This is a genomic window from Paenibacillus oenotherae, assembly GCF_019443105.1.
Lineage (GTDB): Bacteria > Bacillota > Bacilli > Paenibacillales > Paenibacillaceae > Paenibacillus_Z > Paenibacillus_Z oenotherae.
This window is the reverse complement of record NZ_JAHZIJ010000009.1, coordinates 60823-81584: the sequence shown is the minus strand read 5'-3', so window position 1 is coordinate 81584 and position 20762 is coordinate 60823. Positions and strand designations below refer to the sequence as shown.

The 20762-nt window shown below is 50.9% G+C and carries 15 protein-coding genes; 5 read left to right on the top strand and 10 right to left on the bottom strand.

Features of this window, described 5'->3' with window-relative positions:
* Positions 1-47: 47 nt before the first annotated feature.
* From K0T92_RS14100 to K0T92_RS14090, 3 genes are all read right to left on the bottom strand, one after another.
* Positions 48-1547: an S-layer homology domain-containing protein gene (locus K0T92_RS14100; RefSeq protein ID WP_219873117.1), complete on the bottom strand. Its 1500-nt coding sequence runs from the start codon at positions 1545-1547 to the stop codon at positions 48-50.
* Positions 1548-1684: 137 nt separating this feature from the next.
* Positions 1685-2380: a response regulator transcription factor gene (locus K0T92_RS14095; RefSeq protein ID WP_219873116.1), complete on the bottom strand. Its 696-nt coding sequence runs from the start codon at positions 2378-2380 to the stop codon at positions 1685-1687.
* Between the two features lie 6 nt (positions 2381-2386).
* Positions 2387-3859: a sensor histidine kinase gene (locus tag K0T92_RS14090; protein WP_219873115.1), complete on the bottom strand. Its 1473-nt coding sequence runs from the start codon at positions 3857-3859 to the stop codon at positions 2387-2389.
* Between the two features lie 704 nt (positions 3860-4563).
* Between K0T92_RS14090 and hflX the strand changes: the two genes are divergently transcribed.
* Positions 4564-5841 (top strand): GTPase HflX, encoded by a 1278-nt coding sequence (hflX, locus tag K0T92_RS14085; RefSeq protein WP_219873114.1) that lies wholly within the window; start codon positions 4564-4566, stop codon positions 5839-5841.
* Positions 5842-6363: 522 nt separating this feature from the next.
* On the opposite strand, the gene K0T92_RS14080 is transcribed toward hflX, so the two are convergent.
* Entirely contained in the window at positions 6364-8217 is a 1854-nt protein-coding gene (locus tag K0T92_RS14080; RefSeq protein ID WP_219873113.1) for an alpha/beta fold hydrolase, read from the bottom strand.
* 61 nt (positions 8218-8278) lie between these two features.
* Positions 8279-8863: a TetR/AcrR family transcriptional regulator gene (locus K0T92_RS14075; RefSeq protein WP_219873112.1), complete on the bottom strand. Its 585-nt coding sequence runs from the start codon at positions 8861-8863 to the stop codon at positions 8279-8281.
* Between the two features lie 176 nt (positions 8864-9039).
* On the opposite strand from K0T92_RS14075, the gene K0T92_RS14070 reads away from it, so the two are divergent.
* Positions 9040-9639: a class I SAM-dependent methyltransferase gene (locus K0T92_RS14070; RefSeq protein WP_219873111.1), complete on the top strand. Its 600-nt coding sequence runs from the start codon at positions 9040-9042 to the stop codon at positions 9637-9639.
* A 51-nt stretch (positions 9640-9690) separates the two neighbouring features.
* A complete protein-coding gene (locus K0T92_RS14065; protein WP_219873110.1) occupies positions 9691-10329 on the top strand; it encodes a TetR/AcrR family transcriptional regulator in 639 nt (212 codons plus the stop codon).
* Between the two features lie 34 nt (positions 10330-10363).
* Here K0T92_RS14065 and K0T92_RS14060 read toward each other — a convergent pair whose 3' ends face one another.
* Complete coding sequence (locus K0T92_RS14060) at positions 10364-11701, bottom strand: sensor histidine kinase (protein WP_219873109.1); 1338 nt, start codon at positions 11699-11701, stop codon at positions 10364-10366.
* Positions 11702-11715: 14 nt separating this feature from the next.
* Positions 11716-12396, bottom strand: coding sequence for a response regulator transcription factor (locus K0T92_RS14055; RefSeq protein ID WP_219873108.1), 681 nt, complete (start codon positions 12394-12396; stop codon positions 11716-11718).
* Positions 12397-12593: 197 nt separating this feature from the next.
* Between K0T92_RS14055 and K0T92_RS14050 the strand changes: the two genes are divergently transcribed.
* On the top strand, positions 12594-13259 hold the full coding sequence (locus tag K0T92_RS14050) for a YceI family protein (protein ID WP_219873107.1): 666 nt from the start codon (positions 12594-12596) through the stop codon (positions 13257-13259).
* A gap of 214 nt (positions 13260-13473) precedes the next feature.
* Entirely contained in the window at positions 13474-17112 is a 3639-nt protein-coding gene (locus K0T92_RS14045) for an Npt1/Npt2 family nucleotide transporter (RefSeq protein ID WP_219873106.1), read from the top strand.
* A gap of 304 nt (positions 17113-17416) precedes the next feature.
* On the opposite strand, the gene K0T92_RS14040 is transcribed toward K0T92_RS14045, so the two are convergent.
* The 3 genes from K0T92_RS14040 to K0T92_RS14030 are packed head-to-tail and all read right to left on the bottom strand — an operon-like array spanning position 17417 to position 20657.
* Positions 17417-17932, bottom strand: coding sequence for a GNAT family N-acetyltransferase (locus K0T92_RS14040; protein ID WP_219873105.1), 516 nt, complete (start codon positions 17930-17932; stop codon positions 17417-17419).
* Between the two features lie 20 nt (positions 17933-17952).
* Positions 17953-20112 (bottom strand): ABC transporter transmembrane domain-containing protein, encoded by a 2160-nt coding sequence (locus tag K0T92_RS14035; protein WP_219873104.1) that lies wholly within the window; start codon positions 20110-20112, stop codon positions 17953-17955.
* A complete protein-coding gene (locus K0T92_RS14030; protein WP_219873103.1) occupies positions 20109-20657 on the bottom strand; it encodes a hypothetical protein in 549 nt (182 codons plus the stop codon). The genes K0T92_RS14035 and K0T92_RS14030 overlap by 4 nt, the downstream gene beginning before the upstream one ends.
* Positions 20658-20762 lie beyond the last annotated feature (105 nt).

Here is a 20762-nt window from a genome sequence, read left to right as displayed (position 1 = left end):
ACCCGGTTGCCTGCGATCGCTCAATCTTCCTTCTATTCCGCGAATATTTATTCCGATTCCAGCGTTACTTGATCGGCAACAGCCCAGCTTCCTACCGGTGCAATCTCGTAATCAACACCCTCCGCCAGCTTGCCGTTGTTCTGCAGCTCGAATACGCCAGCAGCGCCCTTGCGAGTCTGTACTTTGTATTGCGCAGTAAGCAGCGTGCCATCCGAGCCCTTCAGTTGAATGGAACGGTAAGCGAACAGCTCATCCTCAGGATCCGCGGTCAGTGTGACAGTAAGCGCAGCAGCATCAATCTTGGATACGGACGCGATGGCCAGCGGCGGAATGGCTTGTGCAGTGAACGTATTATTCTCCAGCTCGAACCAGTTCGAGGTTACGGTGTACTTCACCCCTGGCTGCAGTGATGTGCCTGCCGGAAGACGGAATTTCGGCTCTTGCTTGCCATCGGTCGATTGCGTGAAGCCTACATATCCAACCGTGATCGGCGCTCCGCCTTCCGGTGTAAGGGTTGCTTGCCTCGCAGCAAGGGACGAAATAACCTGCATAGGCTGTCCATTATAGTGATTATTCTCATCCAATACGATCGCGTTTGCTCCGCGGCTGCCTGCATATGCGGAGATCAGGTAGCCGTAATCGACGACGCCTTCCGTGCGGAAGGAATCCACCTCGAAAGTATCGGAAGTGACTTGACGCACATCGTTAAGCTGAATCTTCTCTGCGCTTGCTGTTGCGGAATGCGATTTCTTGCCTTTATAGTTCGTTGTATAGGTCGTTCCTGGCGTCATGGTTTGCACCGGGACGATATAAGTGGCGACAGATCCCGTTTTCAGCCGCGGCTGATTCACGAGCTTCAAGTCATGGTCGAAGGCGAAATTGGCATTGGCTGCTGCTGTTGTTTCATCTTCGACAGTAAGCGGCGCAGTGAACACCACTTCAAAAGTGATGGCATTCAACGCTTTAATCGATACGATCTCAGCCGCTGCGGAACGCACTGCTTTCTTCGACAGCACGAGAAGCTGGGCTGCTTCACCGCGAGTTAGTGTATGATTGCCGATCTTGAAGCCCTCCATCCAATATTGGACGGATTTCACATCGCGCTGCAGCGCCTTGGCAATCATTGGAGCGGCATCAGCGCCTGCTGCCGGTTTGTTCGGCTGGAACTTATCCGCGCTGTCAATAAGGCCATTCGCTGCTGCTGTCTCGACATATGGCGTATACCATTTGTCTTTCTTGCCGTTATTGTTCTGTACCTCGCCGCTTTGATCCAGTTCAAGCGCGAGAATGATCATTTTGATCAGCTCAGCATTCGTCACATGCTTCTCTGCTCTCATCTGCCCATCCTCGTAGCCTGTAAGCACACCTTGGCTTACTAATTGTTGAATGGCTTGTTCAGCCTGTTGGCTGAAGCTGGTGACTGCCGTTTGTTGAATATTGGCTAGTGGCGCCAGTGATGCCGCCTGTGTCTGGAATGGGAGCAATGAGCCTCCGCCTATTAGTACGGTTAAAGCAGCGATAGCAGCTCTCTGGTTTACTTTCTTCATTACGATGTTCCCCTCCGTTTAAAGTGGTTGTTTCGTTCATAAATCCATCTTAAACGACCACTCTAAATCGGCTGACAACAAAGTATAAACAAATTATAAACAGAAGGATAACTTTCCTCAAAGCTGCCTGAAGGCCATCAGATCTTGAACCGATATCCCGCACCCCAGACGGTCTCAATGAACTGCGGATTGGATGGATCAGCCTCGATCTTCTCCCGAATTCGCGAAATATGAACGGTCACTGTCGCGATCTCTCCATTCGATTCCAAGCCCCAAATTCGCTCGAACAGCTGCTCTTTATTGAATACCCGATTGGGATTCGCTGCCATGAATACGAGCACCTCGAATTCCTTGACGGTGAGCATCACTTCCTTGTCGTGCACGAACACCCGATGTGAGGATTTGTTGATCGACAGCTCGCGAATGTTGATGTTGTCCGCTTCCTTGACCTTGGCAGCATCTCCTGTAAAACGTTCATAGCGCGCTACATGCGCTTTCGCTCTGGCGAGCAGCTCGCCAGGACTAAACGGCTTCGTGACGAAATCATCCGCACCGAGACCGAAGCCCCGAATTTTATCGATCTCCTCTTTCTTGGCCGATACGATCAGGATGGGCACGTCCAACTGCTCGCGAATCTGTCTGCATATCTCGAACCCGTCTATTCCCGGCAGCTGGAGATCAAGAATAATGAGGTTATGCCCTCCGCCTAGTGCTTTGGCGAGCCCCTCCCGGCCGTCATGGCTCAATTCGACCTCGTAGTCATGCAGCATGAAATAATCTCTTTGCAGCTCCGCAATATACGGATCATCTTCAATAATTAAGACTCGTTTCATCTATGCTCACCGACGATCCACAAAAATTTTTAATGTAAAAAAGACGCTCGTGCCTTGGCCCGGCTCACTCTCCGCCCAGATTGTTCCGCCATGCCCTTCGATAATTTGCCGGGCAATCGCAAGTCCAAGCCCGTTTCCTCCCGCGGCCTGGCCCCGTGAAGGCTCCTCCCGGTAAAAGCGTTCAAAAACATGCGGCAGAGAATCGTGATGAATGCCGGGACCGTTATCCGCAATCTTTATCGTTGCCTGTTCATCGTTCCGCTCTATCGCGATTGTCAATTGCTTAGGGCTTTGATTCATATATTTGAGCGAGTTGTCGAGCAGATTGATGATCACGCGCTTGAGCTTCTCGCGATCAGCAAGTACGAATAGCGGCTGCTCATGCTCCTCTTCCCACTTCACCGTAACGGCATGGTTATCGAATTCGATGGCTAATTCATCCGCAATACGATGAAGAAAGGGACCCAGCTCTACCTGCCCGAATGAAAAAGGCTCCTTGTTCAAATCAAGCTTCGAATAGTACAGCAGTTCATCCACGAGACGTTCCATGTCTGTCGCTTTCGTATGGATCGCCCCCACATACTTGTCCAGCTTCTCCTGTGTTTGGGCCACGCCGTCGCGTATACCTTCCGCATAGCCCTTGATCGTCGTAATCGGGGTTCTCAAATCATGCGAAATATTCGACAGCAGCTGCTTGCGGTTCTCCTCATAATGGAGCTGAAGCTGAATGGAATCGTATAGCTGCTGGCGCATTTGATCAAAGGTTAGAACAAGCTGTCCCACCTCATCACGAGATGTTGCCTGCAGTTGGAATGTCAGATCCCCATCCTTGATATGTTCTGCGGATTGTCTAAGTTTATTAAGAGGATGGATAATGGTGCGAGTCACATATCGATACAGCAAGAAGCCGGTTAACAACAGAATAGCAACGAATATGACGATGAGAATGGGGAGCAGCGTCCGCACCATCTCGGCGAACGGGCTTCTCTCCCGGATAACAAAGATGCTTCCTTTCTCACCCGTCTCGGGAGAGAAGTAGAAATCGAATTTGGCATAGGAGAAGAATCGGTTTCCCACATTCATCGTATTGCGAATCGAATTATTGCCCATATCATAGGAGGGCAGGCCCGCTGTCAGATCCATGCCATTCAACGTCGGAGCGGCATAGATAATTTTATTGTTTTGGCGGACTACGAGCCCGGCCTGCACCATCTTCAATTGATAATCATAGTCTGCCAGCAGAAGCTGATCCTTTAACCGTTCCGGTTCGTGCTTGGCCCAATATTTCATATCGATAAACAGGTTCTCCTCTTCCTCCGAGAGCGGATGAAGGGAATAGTGGATATTGTAGAAGCTGCTAATGCTGCGAAAATCGCCTGTTGCTGCAACGGACAGCAAATACGCGGTCAGCACAAACAGAATAACGGAGACAACGACCACCGATGTGAAGGACAGCAGCAGCCTGAATCGAATCGACAATTTTCATCCCTCCCGTATCTTGCTAGAACAATCGGCGATTTCGCTGTATTGTGCGTATTAATCATGAATTGTAGTTTATTTTGTTACTTCCCGCAACCGCCCTAAATAAAGGGTAACCCTCAGTGGGCCAATCTCATAAAATGCACAAAGAACCTTCATACCACTATAAAAGTGGAGATGAAAGTTCTTTGTGCCCCCAATGGTTCAAAGCTTCAGCGCGAATGAATGTACGAGTTCCTCTTCAATCTGGTTACAGCAATGGGTTGCAACTGGGCGAAGACGTATGTTAGAATGAGTTTACTTAAATTGGAACGGAGGGTTACGTGTGATAGACTTTATCCGAGTTAGAACTTTGCGCGGCTAATTGAATAGCGCCAAGGCTCTGCCTGTGTGCAGAGGACTTAGGATAGGTCTGCCCCATTAAAGGTAACCCATATACTTGCATTTATCACGAGATGAACCGGAATACAGGTCTCGTGTTGCCTTTAAGAACAGCAATATTCGACGCATATACCAGTTGCTCGCCATAGCGGTGGGTTTCTTTCCTGTAGATGCTCGAAATGACCTTTGCCCTTCCAGCGGTAGATCCGCTTGCAATCAGGGCGATATCCAAGCTCCTCTTTTCGTAAATCGAACGCACAGGCCGCAGCGCCAGTGTGTTTTTTTGTCTCTAAATTTCGTCATATACGAGGAGGAATTCTTATATGGAACAACCAAACAACAAAGCGGTTATCGTCGGCGTTAATGTGCAGGATCGGCCCGATTTTGCTTACTCCATGGAGGAGCTGCGCAATCTTGCGGACGCATGCAATATCGATGTAGCCGGAGAATTGACACAGAAGGTAGCCAAGATCAACAGCTCGCAATACCTTGGCACCGGTAAAGTGGTGGAGCTGTCCGCGCTTGTGGAAGGGCTGGACGCATCGACCGTTATTTTCAACGATGAGCTGTCGCCTTCGCAAATTCGCAATTTGGAGAGTGCGCTGCAGAAGAAGGTGATCGACCGGACGATTCTGATCCTTGATATTTTTGCCCAGCGGGCCCGAACGCGTGAAGCGCAGCTGCAAGTGGAAGTAGCGCAGCTGCAATATATGCTCCCGCGGCTCGTCGGCCTGCGTGAATCGCTCGGCCGCCAGGGCGGCGGCTCCGGCATGAAGAACAAAGGGACGGGCGAAACGAAGCTGGAGCTCGACCGCCGGCGTATCGAGGACAGAATCTCCGCGCTGCAGACCGAGCTGGAGAAACTCGTTGCACAGCGTCAGGTTCAGCGCAAACAGCGCCAGAAAACCGGCGTGCCTGTCGTCTGTCTCGTCGGCTACACGAATGCGGGCAAGTCCAGTCTCATGAATGCGATGCTGGATCAATATATGCCTGATTCGAACAAACAGGTATTGGCTAAAGATATGCTTTTCGCCACATTGGAGACATCGGTTCGCAGCATTGAGCTGCCGGACAACAAGTCGTTTCTGCTCACGGATACAGTCGGCTTCGTCAGCCAGCTGCCGCATTATTTGGTCAAGGCGTTCCGCTCCACCCTTGAAGAGGTAACCGAGGCCGACCTTCTGATACAAGTCGTTGACTACTCTAATCCGGAATACGAACGACTCATCGAAGTGACCAATACGACACTCAAGGAGCTGGGCGCCGATCATATCCCGATGATCTATGCGTACAACAAGACGGATCTGACCGGTGAGCGTTATCCGCAGGTGAACGGAGACAAGGTATACCTTTCCGTCAAGCAGCAGTCCGGCTTGGAAGAGCTGATAACGCTTGTGAAGGAGCGGATCTTCCAGGACTATATCCAGTGCGAGGTCATCATTCCTTTCGCTGAAGGCAGATTGGTCGCTTATTTCAACGCGAATGCGCATGTCCGGGAGACCAGCTATGAGCCGAACGGAACCCGCCTCACGATGGAGTGCAAGAAGGCGGACTATGAGAAGTATCAGCATCTGTTCGCAGAGCCGGAAGCGATTGAATAGTCGCAGCTTCAGCGGTGCAGTCAGTCCGGCGAATGATTGATTGTGCACGTCGTGGTATACCTATCGCCAGACCAACAGCCTGATCCTGCAGGATCAGGCTGTTGGTCTGAGAAAATCCGGTGGGCTCCCCATCAATAAATAGGTGGTGTCACGTGTCACCACTACCGCCTCACCGTGCTGGGAGCTGCGCGAGGCTCTCAACGTATGCCAGTGACTGACTGCAACACATCCGGTTGGTAAAGGGAAGAAAGCCTGCGTAAGCGCAGGAATTTCGGCTAAAAGAAGCTCATGAGGGCTGAATGCCTGCGAAAGCGCAGGAATATATGGCGGATTGGGCCGATATCGTGGGAACCCGACGATAAGCCTGCAGTTTGGCAGGCATTTCGTCTTCAGACAGTCCGAAGCGAGAAGAAGCCTGCTTTTCAGCAGGAATGTCCGCCGCGATCATGGAGCCGCTCCCCTGGAAGGGGAGCTCGACAGTTTCAACAGCCTGACCGACCCTGCAGGGTCGGTTTTTCTCTATCATGACAATTGGAGCGAGTCCAGCGTTTGGCGAATCCATTGCGCCGTGTAAAGAGGCTCGGAGATTGGAAATTGATGTCCGTAAGGGACGTATGTTCTGTCTATATGCTCATACTGCTCAGGAATACGATGCTTTTTGTCGCGCTCGCCCCATAATATTTTGACCTTGTCGGGCTCCCAGCTTTGAGGCTCCAATTGAATGGATTCTGGTCGCGTTAGCGCCGCCATTACCTCTGCTGTAGTCGTTCGGACACGCGGTGATTGCAGATCATTGACAGCATAATCCGCATAATCATCCAGCCGCTCATCCCCCGCTGCAAAATGATGCGCCTGAAGCATCATTTTCTTGAACTTGGACGGTGTTATCCGTTTTAGTATCTGTTTGCCCAAGAACGAATATCGGTACGCAGCTTCTATAGGATGCAGGACGGGCTGCAGAAGCAGGAGCTGCCGGATATTCCGACCGATTCTTTCCATCACCTTCGCAGCAATAAGTCCCCCGAACGAATGGCCGACCAACACAACGGGTGTCTCCATACGAAGGATCATCTGCGCCACACTGGCAACATACCCTTCGATAATCGAAGGATGATGATGGTACGGAGTCCTTCCGAATCCCGGAAGATCGACAAGAATGCTGTTTGCATCCTTCAATATTCGTGCCACTGGGAGAAAGCAATCGGCGCCGCTGAAGGTGCTATGCAGGAACAAGAGCGGTGTTCCCTCGTTGCCGCTTTCTAATGTAACCAGATTGGATCTTCTGCGTTGGGTAAAATGTTGAGCCAACTCGTTCTGCTTCTGCGCTCTTCCTGCTGCAGCATGGGAAAGGCGGAAATCGAGATCGGCGACCACAAATGGAAGTGCGGCGGGATTAACGGATGAAGGTTCCCCGCTTGTTTGTTCGACTTCTAATTTGGACTGGACTGGAAAGTCCGACTGTACAAGGAAGTTCATCGATTCCGCTGGAATGCCCAATAGCTTGCCTGTACCAAGCCGGAGCGCCAGCTTTAGTAAGGGAAGAGGCACGGTGCCGATAGGGGCGCTTACCCGTGTTTCCTGTGCAATCAAATGAATCAATGCCTGGATGGATAGACTGTCCCGCTTCTGATCCAACAAATAATAAGTGTTGCTTCTGGGATGTTCTCTGTCCACTAATTGGGATAGAAAGGAGGCCGCATGATCTACATGCACCATAGGAAGCCAGTAGTCCGCCCCGCCTGGGACAAGCGGCATAAGTCTTCTTCTCACGGCATCAACGAGAATGCTTAATCCGCCAATTTGTTCTGTGACGCCTGAATGAGAGTTTCCGATGACTACGCTGGGATTGACCGTGGAAAGCGGGATATTCATCGCTTGCAGAGCGCCTCGGATATAAGTGTCCGCCTTGAACTTCATCCTCTCATACGGAGGGACTTTCTCAAGAAGAGGTGTTGGAGGGCTAGCTCTATTGTCCTCATTATAGGGGCTCATGAAACCAACGACATGAATAAAATGCTTCAATCCCTTCCTCTCGTGAATCTCTCTAGCGATGTTGATCAATTCTACTGCGGGTTGAAGAAACAGCCCATCGGCTTCCTTGGACGTCAACGAGATGTTCATCGGGCCGCCTGCGTGAATAATGACATCACAATCCTGGAGCAGTCTATAGTCGCTTTCCTGCAGCCCCAGCCTGGGCAGAGTCAAGTCTCCAATAACAGGGGTAATGCTGGTGCTGCCCTCTAAGTGCAATTGTTTCAAGATATGTTCCATTCGATTCATACTGCGTACCAGAACGAAAATATGGTGCTGCGTGGATAACTCCTGCAATACCTGCTTGCCGATAAATCCAGTTCCCCCGGTTAAGAAAATATGCATTGGAATAACCGTCCTTTTCAATAAAATTTAGTACTAAACAGTACTAATGGAGTCAAAAAAATCACTTTAGCAGCAAGGCTAAAGCAAGGGTCAAATCCTTAAACAGAGTTGGTCTGCTGGAAGCTTTGGCGATGAATAGAGCACCCTCAATAGAGGAAATAATCAGGGCAGCCGTCTGTCGGATGGGAAGATCGCCTTTGATCTCATGTCTCGCTATTCCGTCAGCCAATAGTAGTTCAACGGCTTGGAATTGTCTCTCGAAGAAGTGCTGAATCTTGGCTGCTACTGCCGGGGATTCACCCGCTGTCTGTGTATACAGGGTGAGGAACGGGCAGCCTCCGAGATAATCCCTCTGCTCATGCTCTTCAGTGAGAATGTCCAGCAGCCGTGCCAATTTGTCGGGAGTGGTGATGTCTTCTTGCGTCAGAACGTGATGAATGCGCTGCTCGTATTGGGAGATCAATCTATCTACAATGACAAGCAGAAGCTCCTCCTTGCTCTTAAAATAATAATAGATGTTCGTTTTGGAGACGCTGCTGTGCGCCACAATGTCGTCCATGCTTGTAACCTGATAGCCTTTGGTCAGAAAAAGAGTCGAGGCGGACTGGAGCGCAATATCCCGGTTGGAAAGTTTGTTTTTATGCATAGTAGTACTATACAGTTCTAAATGACGTGAGTCAAATTATTTATATAGTGCGATGGCTTGGATGTGTAATACTGATTGACAGTCAGTCAATTAAAATGTTAAAGTACAATTGTTGAAGGATGCTTGTCAATATTTGATGGACACTTATCAGGAAATAAGTTAGGAGGGTGAAGGTGTTGGATCATTTCAGAGGCCGGCATAAATATAATCCGGAGCACGGTGCAAGAGGAGCGGCTCTCCTCAATCATTTCTTGCGCAGGTGGTTCGCGTCGCCAGTGCGGATGTTGAATGACATCGGGGCTGGCTCAGTGGAAGGCGAAGTATGGGCGGACATTGGCTGCGGGAACGGATTTTTCACGATACCTATTGCAAGCCGGGTTGCCAAGGTACATGCAGTTGATATTAGTCCAGCTATGTTAGGCATGTTGAATCGAACGCTCCAATCGAAGAGAATAGATAATGTTATTCCAAGCCTCTCCGAGGAGAACCGAATTCCAATCGGGAAGGCTGAGGTGGATGTTGCTTTTCTGGCCTACGTTGTCCATGAATTGGATACGCCGGAGCAATTTTTTCGCAGCTTGGCCCCGATTCTGAAGCCGACGGGCCGTGTCATTATTATAGAATTCAGCAATAAATTATCTTTCGGACCTCCTATGAATGAACGGATTTCCCCGGAGCAAGCGGATCGATATCTTGGAGAGGCAGGCCTCCTGAGAAGGAGAACTTGGACATGGAGCCGCTCTGCCATAGGCTTGGAGTATAGCTTTCTCCCTTAGTTGACTGCACCCATCCGCCATGCTTTAATGAGAGCAGAGTGGAGGTGCGCGATGCCCAGAATAACCAAGAATCCGCAAGAAAGACGAGAGGAAATCCTTGATACGGCTCAAGCTTTGTTCGGCCAGAAAGGGTATCAGCAAACCGCGGTAAGCGATATCGTTAAGCAAATCGGGGTGGCGCAAGGGACGTTCTATTACTATTTCAAGTCGAAAGAAGAAGTGGCTGATGCTATAATTGCCCGGCATTTGGCACATATGCTGGAGCCCTTTAGCAAAGTAGCCGGGAATGGGCAATGGACGGCTTACGAGAAGATGAAGGTACTGCTCAGAATGGAGCTCAGCGAGGACAAGGGCGAGGGACATGAGGATGCATTCCAGTACTTGCACCATGAAAACAATGCGCTGCTCCATCAAAATTTAATTGTGAAAATGGTGCGCAGCTTTGCCCCTTTATTGGCAGCAGTATTCGAGCAAGGTGTGCGGGAAGGCGATTTTAATATAAAGGAGCCGCTTGCGGTTGCCGAGTTCTTCTTGACTGGCTTTCAATTCTGGCTGGACTCCGCTATTTTTCATTGGACGGATGCTGAGCGGAGAGAACGGGTGCAATCAATCGGTTCTATTGTAGAAGCATTGCTTGGGATGGAACCGGGGATGTTCAGTGCGAATCGTCTACTCCCGGGAGAACATTAAGCAGGGACACCTGGCGGTGTCCCTGACCGGATCATCAAGCTGAGATGAGGCGCTGCTGGGCTTCCAGCGGAAGCCGTATGCTGAAGGTTGAACCCTCGTCGGGTATGCTTTGCACACTGATCTCGCCGCCATAGAGCTCTGTCAGCTTCTTCGTTATTGCAAGTCCCAGACCGCTACCGCCGTATTCGCGGCTTCTGGATTTGTCCACGCGGTAGAAGCGCTCGAATATATAGGGCAGATCCTCTGCCGGAATTCCGATTCCGTTATCTCTCACATGGATAAAAACGTTCTGGTTAACTCGATTTACTTCAATATGGACCCAATCGCCATTAAGCGTGTACTTAATGGCGTTGTTGACGACATTCAGCAGAACCTGCTGCAGCGTATCTGCCGGAATTTGCGCCAGTATAGGATGGGCGGTCGGTCTGATCGCCAGCTCAATCCGGGGGTGCAGCGGAATTAATTGATTCTTAATATCGCTTACCATACTGGTTACATCTGTTGGCTCGAAGCTGTGCAGGGGCTGATTCTGCTCCAGGTAAGCCAGTTGGAGCAGCTGGTTCGTCAGGTGCTTCATCCGCCGCGCTTCACTCGTAATATAATCGATGGATTCATCCAGCACTTCCTTGGAATCCTTGCCCCAGCGCTTGATCAGGTTGGCATGTCCCTCGATCGTCGCAATAGGGGTGCGAAGCTCATGGGAAGCGTCAGAGATAAATTGCTTCAATTGTTCGACTCCGCCCTGCAGCCGATGGATGAGACGGTTGAAGGATTGGGTGAGTTGGTGAAGCTCATCTTTGCTCTTGGGCTCGGCCAGCCGCTGGTCCAACTCGTCTATGCCGATGCCTTGAATCTGCTGAATAATTCTTCGCAGGGGAGAGATGGCAACTCCTGCGATTACATAAGAAACAATGGTGCAGAGTCCGATGCCAATCAGGCTCCCGATGATCAGGAACATTCGCAGATTGCTAAGGAAGATCTCTTCCTTCTCCGCGCGGTCATAGATTCTGATCATGACATCATCAAGCAATGGAACGCCTGTCTCGGCGCAAACGCCCGCATTGGCTTCGCCAATGAGTACGCTGTCCGGTGTCGTCTGTGATTCGAACAGAATGGTTCCATCCTTCCTGACGACCTGGATGCCCTGTGTAATCTCGAACTCCTGAATCCAGGAGGCGATCTGCTTATCGAGGTGGGGAAGGGTATTGGGCTGGATGCGTTCCGCGAGCCGCTTCCCCTTCTCCAGCAAATAATCCATCACCCGGTCTTCCGTAACCTTCGTCACCTGGTAATAAACAAACATATTAATAACAAGCAGAATGGCTGCTGTCGTTACGGTAATTAACGCGCTAACCTTCCACTTTAGCGACATTATATTCCCTCCTTCTATGGATTTCTTATGACGTAGCCAAACCCGCGAATCGTATGGATCAGCTTGATGGCATGCGGATCATCGAGCTTGGCCCGCAAATACCGGATATAGACATCTACTACGTTCGTCCCCCCGTCGAAATCATATCCCCAGACCTCATTCAGCAGCTGGTTGCGTGGAATAGCGGTATTCTGATGCTCCATTAAATATTTGAGCAGCTCGTATTCCCTGTGCGACAACGAGATTGTCTGATTGGCGCGCTGAACACGATGAGAATCGGGCTCCAGCGTCAAATCTCCGACCGTGTATCTCGGCGAAGCCGGCTGCGCGGCGGGCGCCATTCTCCGATTGAGTGAACGGATACGGGCCAGCAATTCTTCAATGGCAAAAGGCTTGGTTAAATAATCATCTGCACCGAGGTCCAGGCCAACGACACGATCGATCACGGCATTTCTCGCTGTGATCATAATGATAGGTGTCGTTTTTGCTGCGCGTACCTTTCGGCAAACCTCTAGTCCGCTCATTTTCGGAAGCATGAGATCCAGCAGGATGAAATCATAGTCGAAGAGCAGCGCTTTGTGCAGCCCCTCAAGGCCTTCATGGCAAGTTTCCACCTTATAGCCCTCATGGGCTAATTCAAGCTCCAGAAACCTTGCCAGCGGCTTCTCATCTTCTATGATTAAGACATTTTTCATGATATCGCCCCCATCATAACCATCATATAACAATATATGGCTGTATTGAATACTGACCTCCTATTCTAATGAAATTCTAATTTTCCTTTAAGGTTGTTGTAATGTTAGCTGACGTTGTATTCTATACAATGAGAACAGGAAACCCTTCGCTGGGTGGAGTATGGGCAAGATTAATGAATGGGAAAAGGAGTTGTATAATGAAGAAGTGGCTTATTTTATCTGTCGTGTGTGCGGTTCTTCTGGCTGGGGGGTATGTATTGATTGATTATTACACGGGCAACCATGTTGAAATTGAGGATGTGTTCGATAGTACAACGCTTCAAGTCGGCGACCAGATTCCGAATGAACAGCTGGATAAGACCTGGAACATCGACAGTCAATCCAAGGTATACCTAAGCATCACAACCTCCAATGAGCCGGTTAATATGGCTTTCAAGGGGGTAAGAGGAAACTGGGAGATCAATACAGGAGATCCGGCGAAGATGTACGCGACTGCGGTCGTGGATATCAAGGGGCTGGATTCCGGAATTGCCAAGCGGGATGAGCATGTGGAAAAAGCTGATTTGCTGGATGCGACCCAATTCCCTACAGCGGAATTCAAGTTGAGCGAGGTCAAGCAATGGCCTAAGGAAGTATTGGAAGGCAAGCCTGTCAATATCCAAATGGCGGGAACGTTGAAAGTAAAGGGTATCGAGAAAGCAGTCGTCTTCGACTGTGAAGCCTTGTACGAGAAGGGTCAAATGAAGCTCAAAGGTACAACTGTCGTGACCTTCGCGGATTTCGGCATTAAGAATCCAAGCTCGGCAGTAGCTACAATAGAAGACAATATTATTGTCAATTTGCAGCTCGTACTGGGCAGCTAATGGTAGAAGGAACTCTCTTTGCGGGGGTTCCTTTTTGCTGTTCGTGAGGTTTTGCCATCAGGATGCTGTTGCTTCATGTTGAACGAATGATTAATTGTAATTTTATTACATTTAATAGCGGCCCAGCCATCTAATTTCCCTTGCTTGTCTATGAGAATATTGTTATGTTATTCCAGTGGCTTGAGGCGTTAACAGCGAATGGGGGAACTGCTGCATGGGCAGCTGGATATCGGGCATTATTTCGAAGAATATAGGGGCAAAATTATTGCAGGATCGGGATGAGTACCGCAAGGTATTCATCCTGTTTGGCTATCTTTTCAGTGTTGTATCCGCTTCTACCATTGGCAGAACGACGGCGGATACACTGTTCTTAAGCCGGTTTGATAATTCGGCGCTGTCTTATATGTACTTGCCGCAAGCGTTGATCATGATAGCAGCTGGACTTGTGTTTCAGCGCTTCTCTCACAGGCTGCGCATAGAATCGCTCATTACAGGCTTAATCCCGCTTGCAGCGGTGTTGGTGCTTATCTCCAGAGTCGGCGTCGGACTGGAGCTGCGCTGGGTATTTCCCGTCATTTATATCGGCTATGATGTCATTAACTTTCTGATGATCGTCTGCTTCTGGCAGTTTGCGACAGCTGTCATGGATCAGAGAAAGGCGAAGAGAATGATCGGCATCGTTGGGAGCGGCGGCATAACAGGCGGAATATTGAGCGGGTTCGGGTTGAAAGCGCTGGCTCCGGTTGTCGGCACGGCCAATCTGATCTACTTCTACGTGGCGCTTCATCTGTTAGGTCTGGTTGCCGTGCTCCTTCTGAGGGGCAAGGCTGCCGCATCTTCACCGGAGGCAAGACCTGCCCAGCGCAAGCCCGACTCTCCCAAGGGAGCAGAGCGGGTGCAGTCAGGCCTCTTCGCCAACGTTCCTTATTTGAAGGCTATTGCGGTACTATCCGTCGCAATAGTGATGTCGCTTACGTTGATCGATTACCAGTTCAAGGTGATATTGAGGCAGTCGCTGCAGAATGAGGCCTTGGCAGGCTTCATGGGAAGCTTCTATGGCTTCTCCGGGCTTGTTGCCCTGTTCATTCAGCTGTTCATTGCGGGCCGTGTCTTAACGCGGTTCGGTGTCATGATCTCGCTGCTCGTATTCCCGGTTGTGCTGGCGGCGGGAAGTCTCGGCATCTTGCTGCTGCCTGTTCTGGCTATGGCTGTTGTCGTGAAGGGCAGTGACAAGGCTGTCGGGGATACGCTCTATTCCTCCGTGAATCAGCTGGTCATGTTTCCTGTTCCGCCGGAATGGCGCGGGAAGGCCAAGAGCTTTCTGGATGGTGTAGTGCGCAACGGCGCCAAAGGGCTTGCCGCTGTGTGCCTGCTCGTCGTGTCACAACTGCTGGCGCCGGAACAACTAAGCTGGATCGTGCTGCTGCTGCTTGCTGTTGGCATCTTTTATGGCTTCAAGGTGAAGAAGGCGTATTTGCAAGCGCTGATGTCCAGTCTGCAGACGGGAGAAGGCGAGCTTCAAAGAGCAGAGCTTAATTTCATGGACCCCTCCAGCCGGCAGCTATTGATTGATGCGCTATCCAGCGCCGACAAGCAGCAGACGCTGTACGCCATCCGTATACTGCGGGGGATGGAATCATTTGATCTGGCTCCGCATCTCAAGGCGCTGCTGCATCATCCTGTGCCTGAGGTTCGCATTGAGGCGCTGGCATATGTGAGGGACACACTGCCAGCCGGGATGCAGACGCATCTTCAAGCCTGCGTCGCTGCAGCCAGCGGTGAAGTAAGAGCACAGGCTATTCTGGCGCTGGCTGCATATGCCGAGGATGCCTGTCTGGACGAAATAACGGACTGCCTGGAAGACGAGTCCGTGACGATTCAAGCTGCAGCAATCGCTGGATTAATCAAATATTACGGTATTGAGGGCATGTTCAGAGCGGTTGGAAGACTTAAAGAACTGATCGACAGTGATCAGGAGAAAGAACGGACTGCCATGGCGAGGCTGTTCGGAGAGATCGGCATCAAGAGTTTCTATAAGCCATTGCTCCCTCTATTGAGCGATAAGAGCTCCCGGGTGAGGAATCGCGCATTGGAATCGGCAGCCATTCTTCGTGTGCCTGCGTTGATTCCGTCTCTCGTTGCCAATCTCAAGCATAGCCATACCAGGCGCTATGCCATCGATGCGCTTGCCGCCTATGACGAGGGGGAGATGGAGAACCAGCTCAAGTCCTATTGGGAGAAGGACGAGGTGTGCCTGCATATCCCTGCTATTTTTGAACGGATGGGGACACAGCAGGCCTTTGACATTCTGTTTGCAAGCTATGAACCGGCAGCTGACGAGATGCGCGATCGGATTGTGCAATCTCTGCTTCGTATGCATAATGGAGCTTTGCAAGCCGACAGCAAAGAGGTGGAGCGCCTTATTGCGGGTGAGATTGACCTGTACGGACAGTACACCGAGCATGGGGCGGGTATTTGCGGCGAGGAGCGGAATGCTGAGATTGAAGGCATGCTCGGTGAGGTTCGGACCGGAATTTGCCGCCGTATTTTTCAGCTTCTGTCATTCCTCTATGATGGTCCAACGATGCAGGCCGTATTTGCGAATTGGTCGGAGGGTGACGCGAGAAGGCAGGCTAACGCTGAGGAAGTGATTGATCAGACGCTGCGCGGCAAGCTTAGACTCCAGATCACGCAATGGATGTCGTCATCCGGTACAATCGCCAAGACCCATGTCGATGCAGCAAGGCTGAAGTATAACATGAGCTGGCTCGCATCCCATGGAGATGCCTGGTTCCGCGATACAGTGCGCTTCTATAGCCTTCAAGGGCAAGAATCGGCATTGAAAGGCTCGGCGGCTGAGGAATATGGGCGGCTTTCCGATATGGCGGAACGTGTGCGGCTGTTGAGGAAGGTGTCTATTTTTCAAGGCTTGTCGAGCAGGGATTTATTCGTAATCGCAGGCCGGCTGCAGAGGATGAGCGTCGCCGAGGGCGGCATCATTATCCAAGAAGGGGAGCCGGGAGACTCGCTGATGATTGTGGACAGAGGCCGTGCTGGCGTCTACCGGAACGGACAGCATATAAGCGGGCTGAACCGGGGCAGCTTCTTCGGGGAGATGGCGATCCTTACCCGGGGCCCAAGGACGGCAACAATCCTGGCGGAAGAGAATGTGAAGCTGTGGAGACTGGATGCCTCCGACTTCTACGATATGATGTTCGATCAATCCAGCATCATGCTTGAAATGATGAAGCTGTTGTCCCGCAGGCTGCGTGCTGCATCAGTGAGCGCTGGTGATGGCACTCAGGATCAGGGCGGGCGCAAAGTCCAATCCGGCATAGGGGCCGGGGAGTCCCAGGCGGACGGCACGGAAGGAATGGACGGCGTGGATGGCAAGGGATCCGATCCTGTTGGAGAATGGGCTGATGTCGTGGAGCAGACCGCTGATGAAGCGCTTCTCCGCCGGGTACTGGTCCTGCAAAAGATCGATTTGTTCGCACATTTGGCCCCGGCAGATTTCGTCTGGCTTGCCCAGAACGTGGAGGAGGTCAGCTATGAGCAGGGCGGGGTGATTTGCAGTACGGGAGATATCGGGGACGCGATGTACGGCATCATTGAAGGGGTCGTTCGGGTGCATCGGGGCAATGACGAGCTGGCGATGCTTCACGAAGGAGATTTCTTCGGAGAGATGGCGATTATTGACAGCGGTCCCCGTTCTGCGGATTGTACCGCAGCGAGCCCGACTGTTCTGCTGAAGCTGCATAAGGATCAAGTATTTGCTTTCTGCTTCCGCAATATTGATGTTATGAGAAGCATGATGCGTGTTCTCGCCGACCGGCTAAAGGATGCGGCATAGCAGTAGAAACCACCGGCGGCACTGGCAGCCGCAAGCGGATTAAGCCGCCAACATAAGCAAAAGAACCTCGGAAACCACTGGAAATGTGGATTCGGAGGTTCTTTATGATGCCTTGTACTATTTCGCTACAGCTGTTGCACGCAGCTGCTCATTAAGCTTGAGCAAATCAGCGAACGAAAGAGGGGTCTTCTTTCCTTTGTTATTGAAACCTGCTTTTGGTGGAAACATATTGTCGCCTCCTTAATAAAAGTTTGTAAGAATAGATTTCTTTTAGAATATCATATGGAATAATATGGGGTCAACCTTAGTTGTCAGAATAATTAATATATTTTAGTAAATTATGGAATTCAGTTGAGAATATATTTTCTACGCCGTGATATCCTTCTCTTTGGCCAATTATAGCAGCGAACTTGGAGTAGAGCCGGGTCAGATAAGGATTGTCCTGAAGGGCGAAGAATTGAAAGGTGCGCACGTGGCGGTTCTCTGCTGCAATGTGATTGGCCAGTTGGCGAAAACCGCTGACGAACAGGCGGCTGCTGCGGTATTTCTCCCCAATGACTACAGAATCTACGAACACGATCTCGCCTTCCGGATGGGGTTCATAGTCCGCTGTTACGTAACGATACATCCCCCAGCCTATCGTTTCATCGCTGCTGCCTGCGATAAGCAGAATATGTGAGGAGGGAATCGTTTCCAGTGCATGCATTAAAGTATCAGACAACGAAAAGTCGGCGCTGAAATCTTTGCGGTGCCGGATGAAAAATAAAGTGAATCGGACAAAATCTTCGTCCGTTCGGCAGAGCCGGTAATGGATAGTCATCGGAAGTCAGCCTCCTGATTCTAGTTGTAGCGTTCCTTCAACTTGTCTCTGACACGGGAGTCAAGCTCGGGATATTGGGACAGGACATAGTGGAGCACCCTGCGCTGCAAGGTCAGAAAGGTGCATTCCGTCAATGCTGTTACATCAGCCGTTCGCGGAACATTCTCCAGGAGCGCAATTTCCCCGAAGTGATCTCCATCAGCAAGCACCGCCAGCCTTGTACGTTCCGCATTCCCGACAGGGCGCTTCGAGATCTCAACCTTGCCGCGGGCAATAATATAAAATTTGTTGCCTGCCTCTCCTTCATGAATGACTCTATCTCCGGTGCCGAATGTCTCTGTATTGAACAGGCCTTTGATCTCGCTCAGCACCTCGATGTTCATATCGCGGAAGAAGGGAAGTCTCGACAGCCGATGCTCATCAATCTCCGCTTCCTCGCCGCTTAATGATACCGATAGCCCGTTCTGCTTATCCCACAGTTCCTTATAGTATCCCCCTGCTTCGAGCATTTGCTTATGGGTTCCGCTTTCGACCAGCTCGCCCTGATCGAACACAAAAATCCCATCCGCTTCCGTAATGGCGGACAGCCGGTGCGTAACCGTTACTACTGTGCGGTTATGCGATAGGTGGCGAAAGGTTTCGTTAATGGAAGCCTCCGAGATCGGATCCAAGGCGGAAGTCGCTTCATCCAGCAGCAGAATCGGAGGATCGCGAAGAATAGCGCGGGCAATCGCAATTCTTTGGCGCTGGCCGCCTGAGAAGTTGCTGCCATCATCCAGAACCTCGGTATCATAACCATCCGGCAAGCTTTTAATAAAATCATCAATTTCGGCCCTTGCCGCAGCCCGTACAACCTCTTCCTCTGTGGCAAGCGGCTTGCTGATGCGAATATTGTCCATGATCGTTCCCCGGAACAGAAAGTTGTCCTGGAATACGATGCCGATCTCCTCGCGCAGGGAACCTTTGTCCAGCTCCTGCAGGCTGCGGCCGTTGATCCGGATATAGCCCTCGCCAGGTTCATAGAAGCCCAGAATCAGCTGCATCATCGTACTTTTGCCGGAGCCGCTGGAGCCTACGAAAGCCGCTGTTGTCCCTGGCGGGATATACAGGTCTACCGCTTTCAGCACGTCCTGCTGCCCGTCGTTGTAACGGAACGACAGTCCTGCCGCCCGGATGTCGGGCTGTTGGCCGTCCGGAATGACGAGCTGCGAGGCTCCATTCGCTTCGTTCTGCTCGTCCAGGAGCCGTTGAATCCGTTCCATGCTGACCTTAGCATCGGTAAAGGACGGAATAGCGAAAGTAAGGTTGAACACCGAATTGCCCATAGAAGTATACATCGTAAAGAAGGCGACCAGCGCACCTACAGTAATATGGCCTTCCAAGGCCAGGTAGGATCCGAATCCAATGATTGTGAAGTTGATCAGCAGAAGGCTGATCATCGGTATGCGCTCAAGATTGGAGTTGATCACATTCCTCTTGTAATCGATCACAAACATAGCCTGCAGCCTGGTGTTGAACTTGTCGATCATGATTTGCTGCAGATTGAAGCCTTTAATGACCCGCTGGGCTTTAATATTCTCCTGAATATCGCCTGATACCAGTGACATCTGCTCCTTGTATCCGGCGTTCACAGCCTGGGCCCGCCCGCCAAGCAGGTATGGTCCGGCGAATATGAGGAGAGCCCCGATCAGGACGAATACGGCCATGCTCCATTCCAGGATGAAGAGCACGAATGCGCTGATCAGAACAACGGAAACAGATTGTATGCCTGTTGTCAGTATGACTGTTATTGCCCGGTCAATAGCGGCCAGATCACCGGTAAGGTAGGAGAGAAGGTCACTTGCCCGGGCTCGCTGGAAGTAGGCGATATTGGCGTGCTGAAGGTGGGCGAACAAGCGGCTGCGCAGGTCCTTTTGGACACGGGAGCTTAGTTTGGACAACATGTAGTCGCTCATAATACCGGAGCTGAAGCCGATTAGGCCCGCGATTCCAAGGATGGTGAGTATAAAGTAGAATTGCCCGTAGTCATGAGGGACGATTGCATTGTCCAGCATGAACTTGAAGCTCAGGGGAGCCAGAGAGACGAAGGCAAGATCAAGGAACAGACCGATAAAAAAGAGAGTCGTCAGCAGCTTGTATGGGCGCAAATAGCCAACCATATTTTTAATAACCGTGATCATGACTTGTTCCCTCTGCAGGTATCAAAATAGATCTCGTGGCGAAAGCGCCTGCCATAAGCAAGCCACTGATCCAAGGATGCGCGGTACGCATCGATCTCTCCGCCTTCGGTCTTGCTGGAGGCAACCCGCTCGGCCAGCTTGCCGAATAATTGACGGAGTTCGCTCTGGGAAGGCGCCCAGAAGCGAATCTCTGTGATCTTCCTCTCAAGTGCGGCCAAATATTGTGCAAGATACTGGAGTCCTTCCAGGAAAAGGCGTGTTCCGCGGTGCTCCTCTTGTAGAAATACGACCTGGAGCTGGACGACATGAACATCCTGGTACTGCTGCTCGCCGGTTCCGTAGATAAACCCAAGAGCGCCTGCTATTTCGTCGTTCTGATCAAAGCACAGGATCGCCTCTTCCCTCATTAGAACAGGACTGGCCATATAGCTGAGCGCAACCGGGAAGGAATAGGGCAGGTTGAGCTCGGAATAATGCTCCAATAGAAAAGTGATGTACAATTCCTGATAACGTTCCGTTGCACAGATTTGAAAGTAATAGCTCATGTCTTGGATCCCCCCTGCTGTTGGGGCCATTATACCATGATGGCATATTTCGCTAAAAGTAGAATTATGCAGGAGCATCCCGCAGCCTTGCGGTCTTTTTGACGA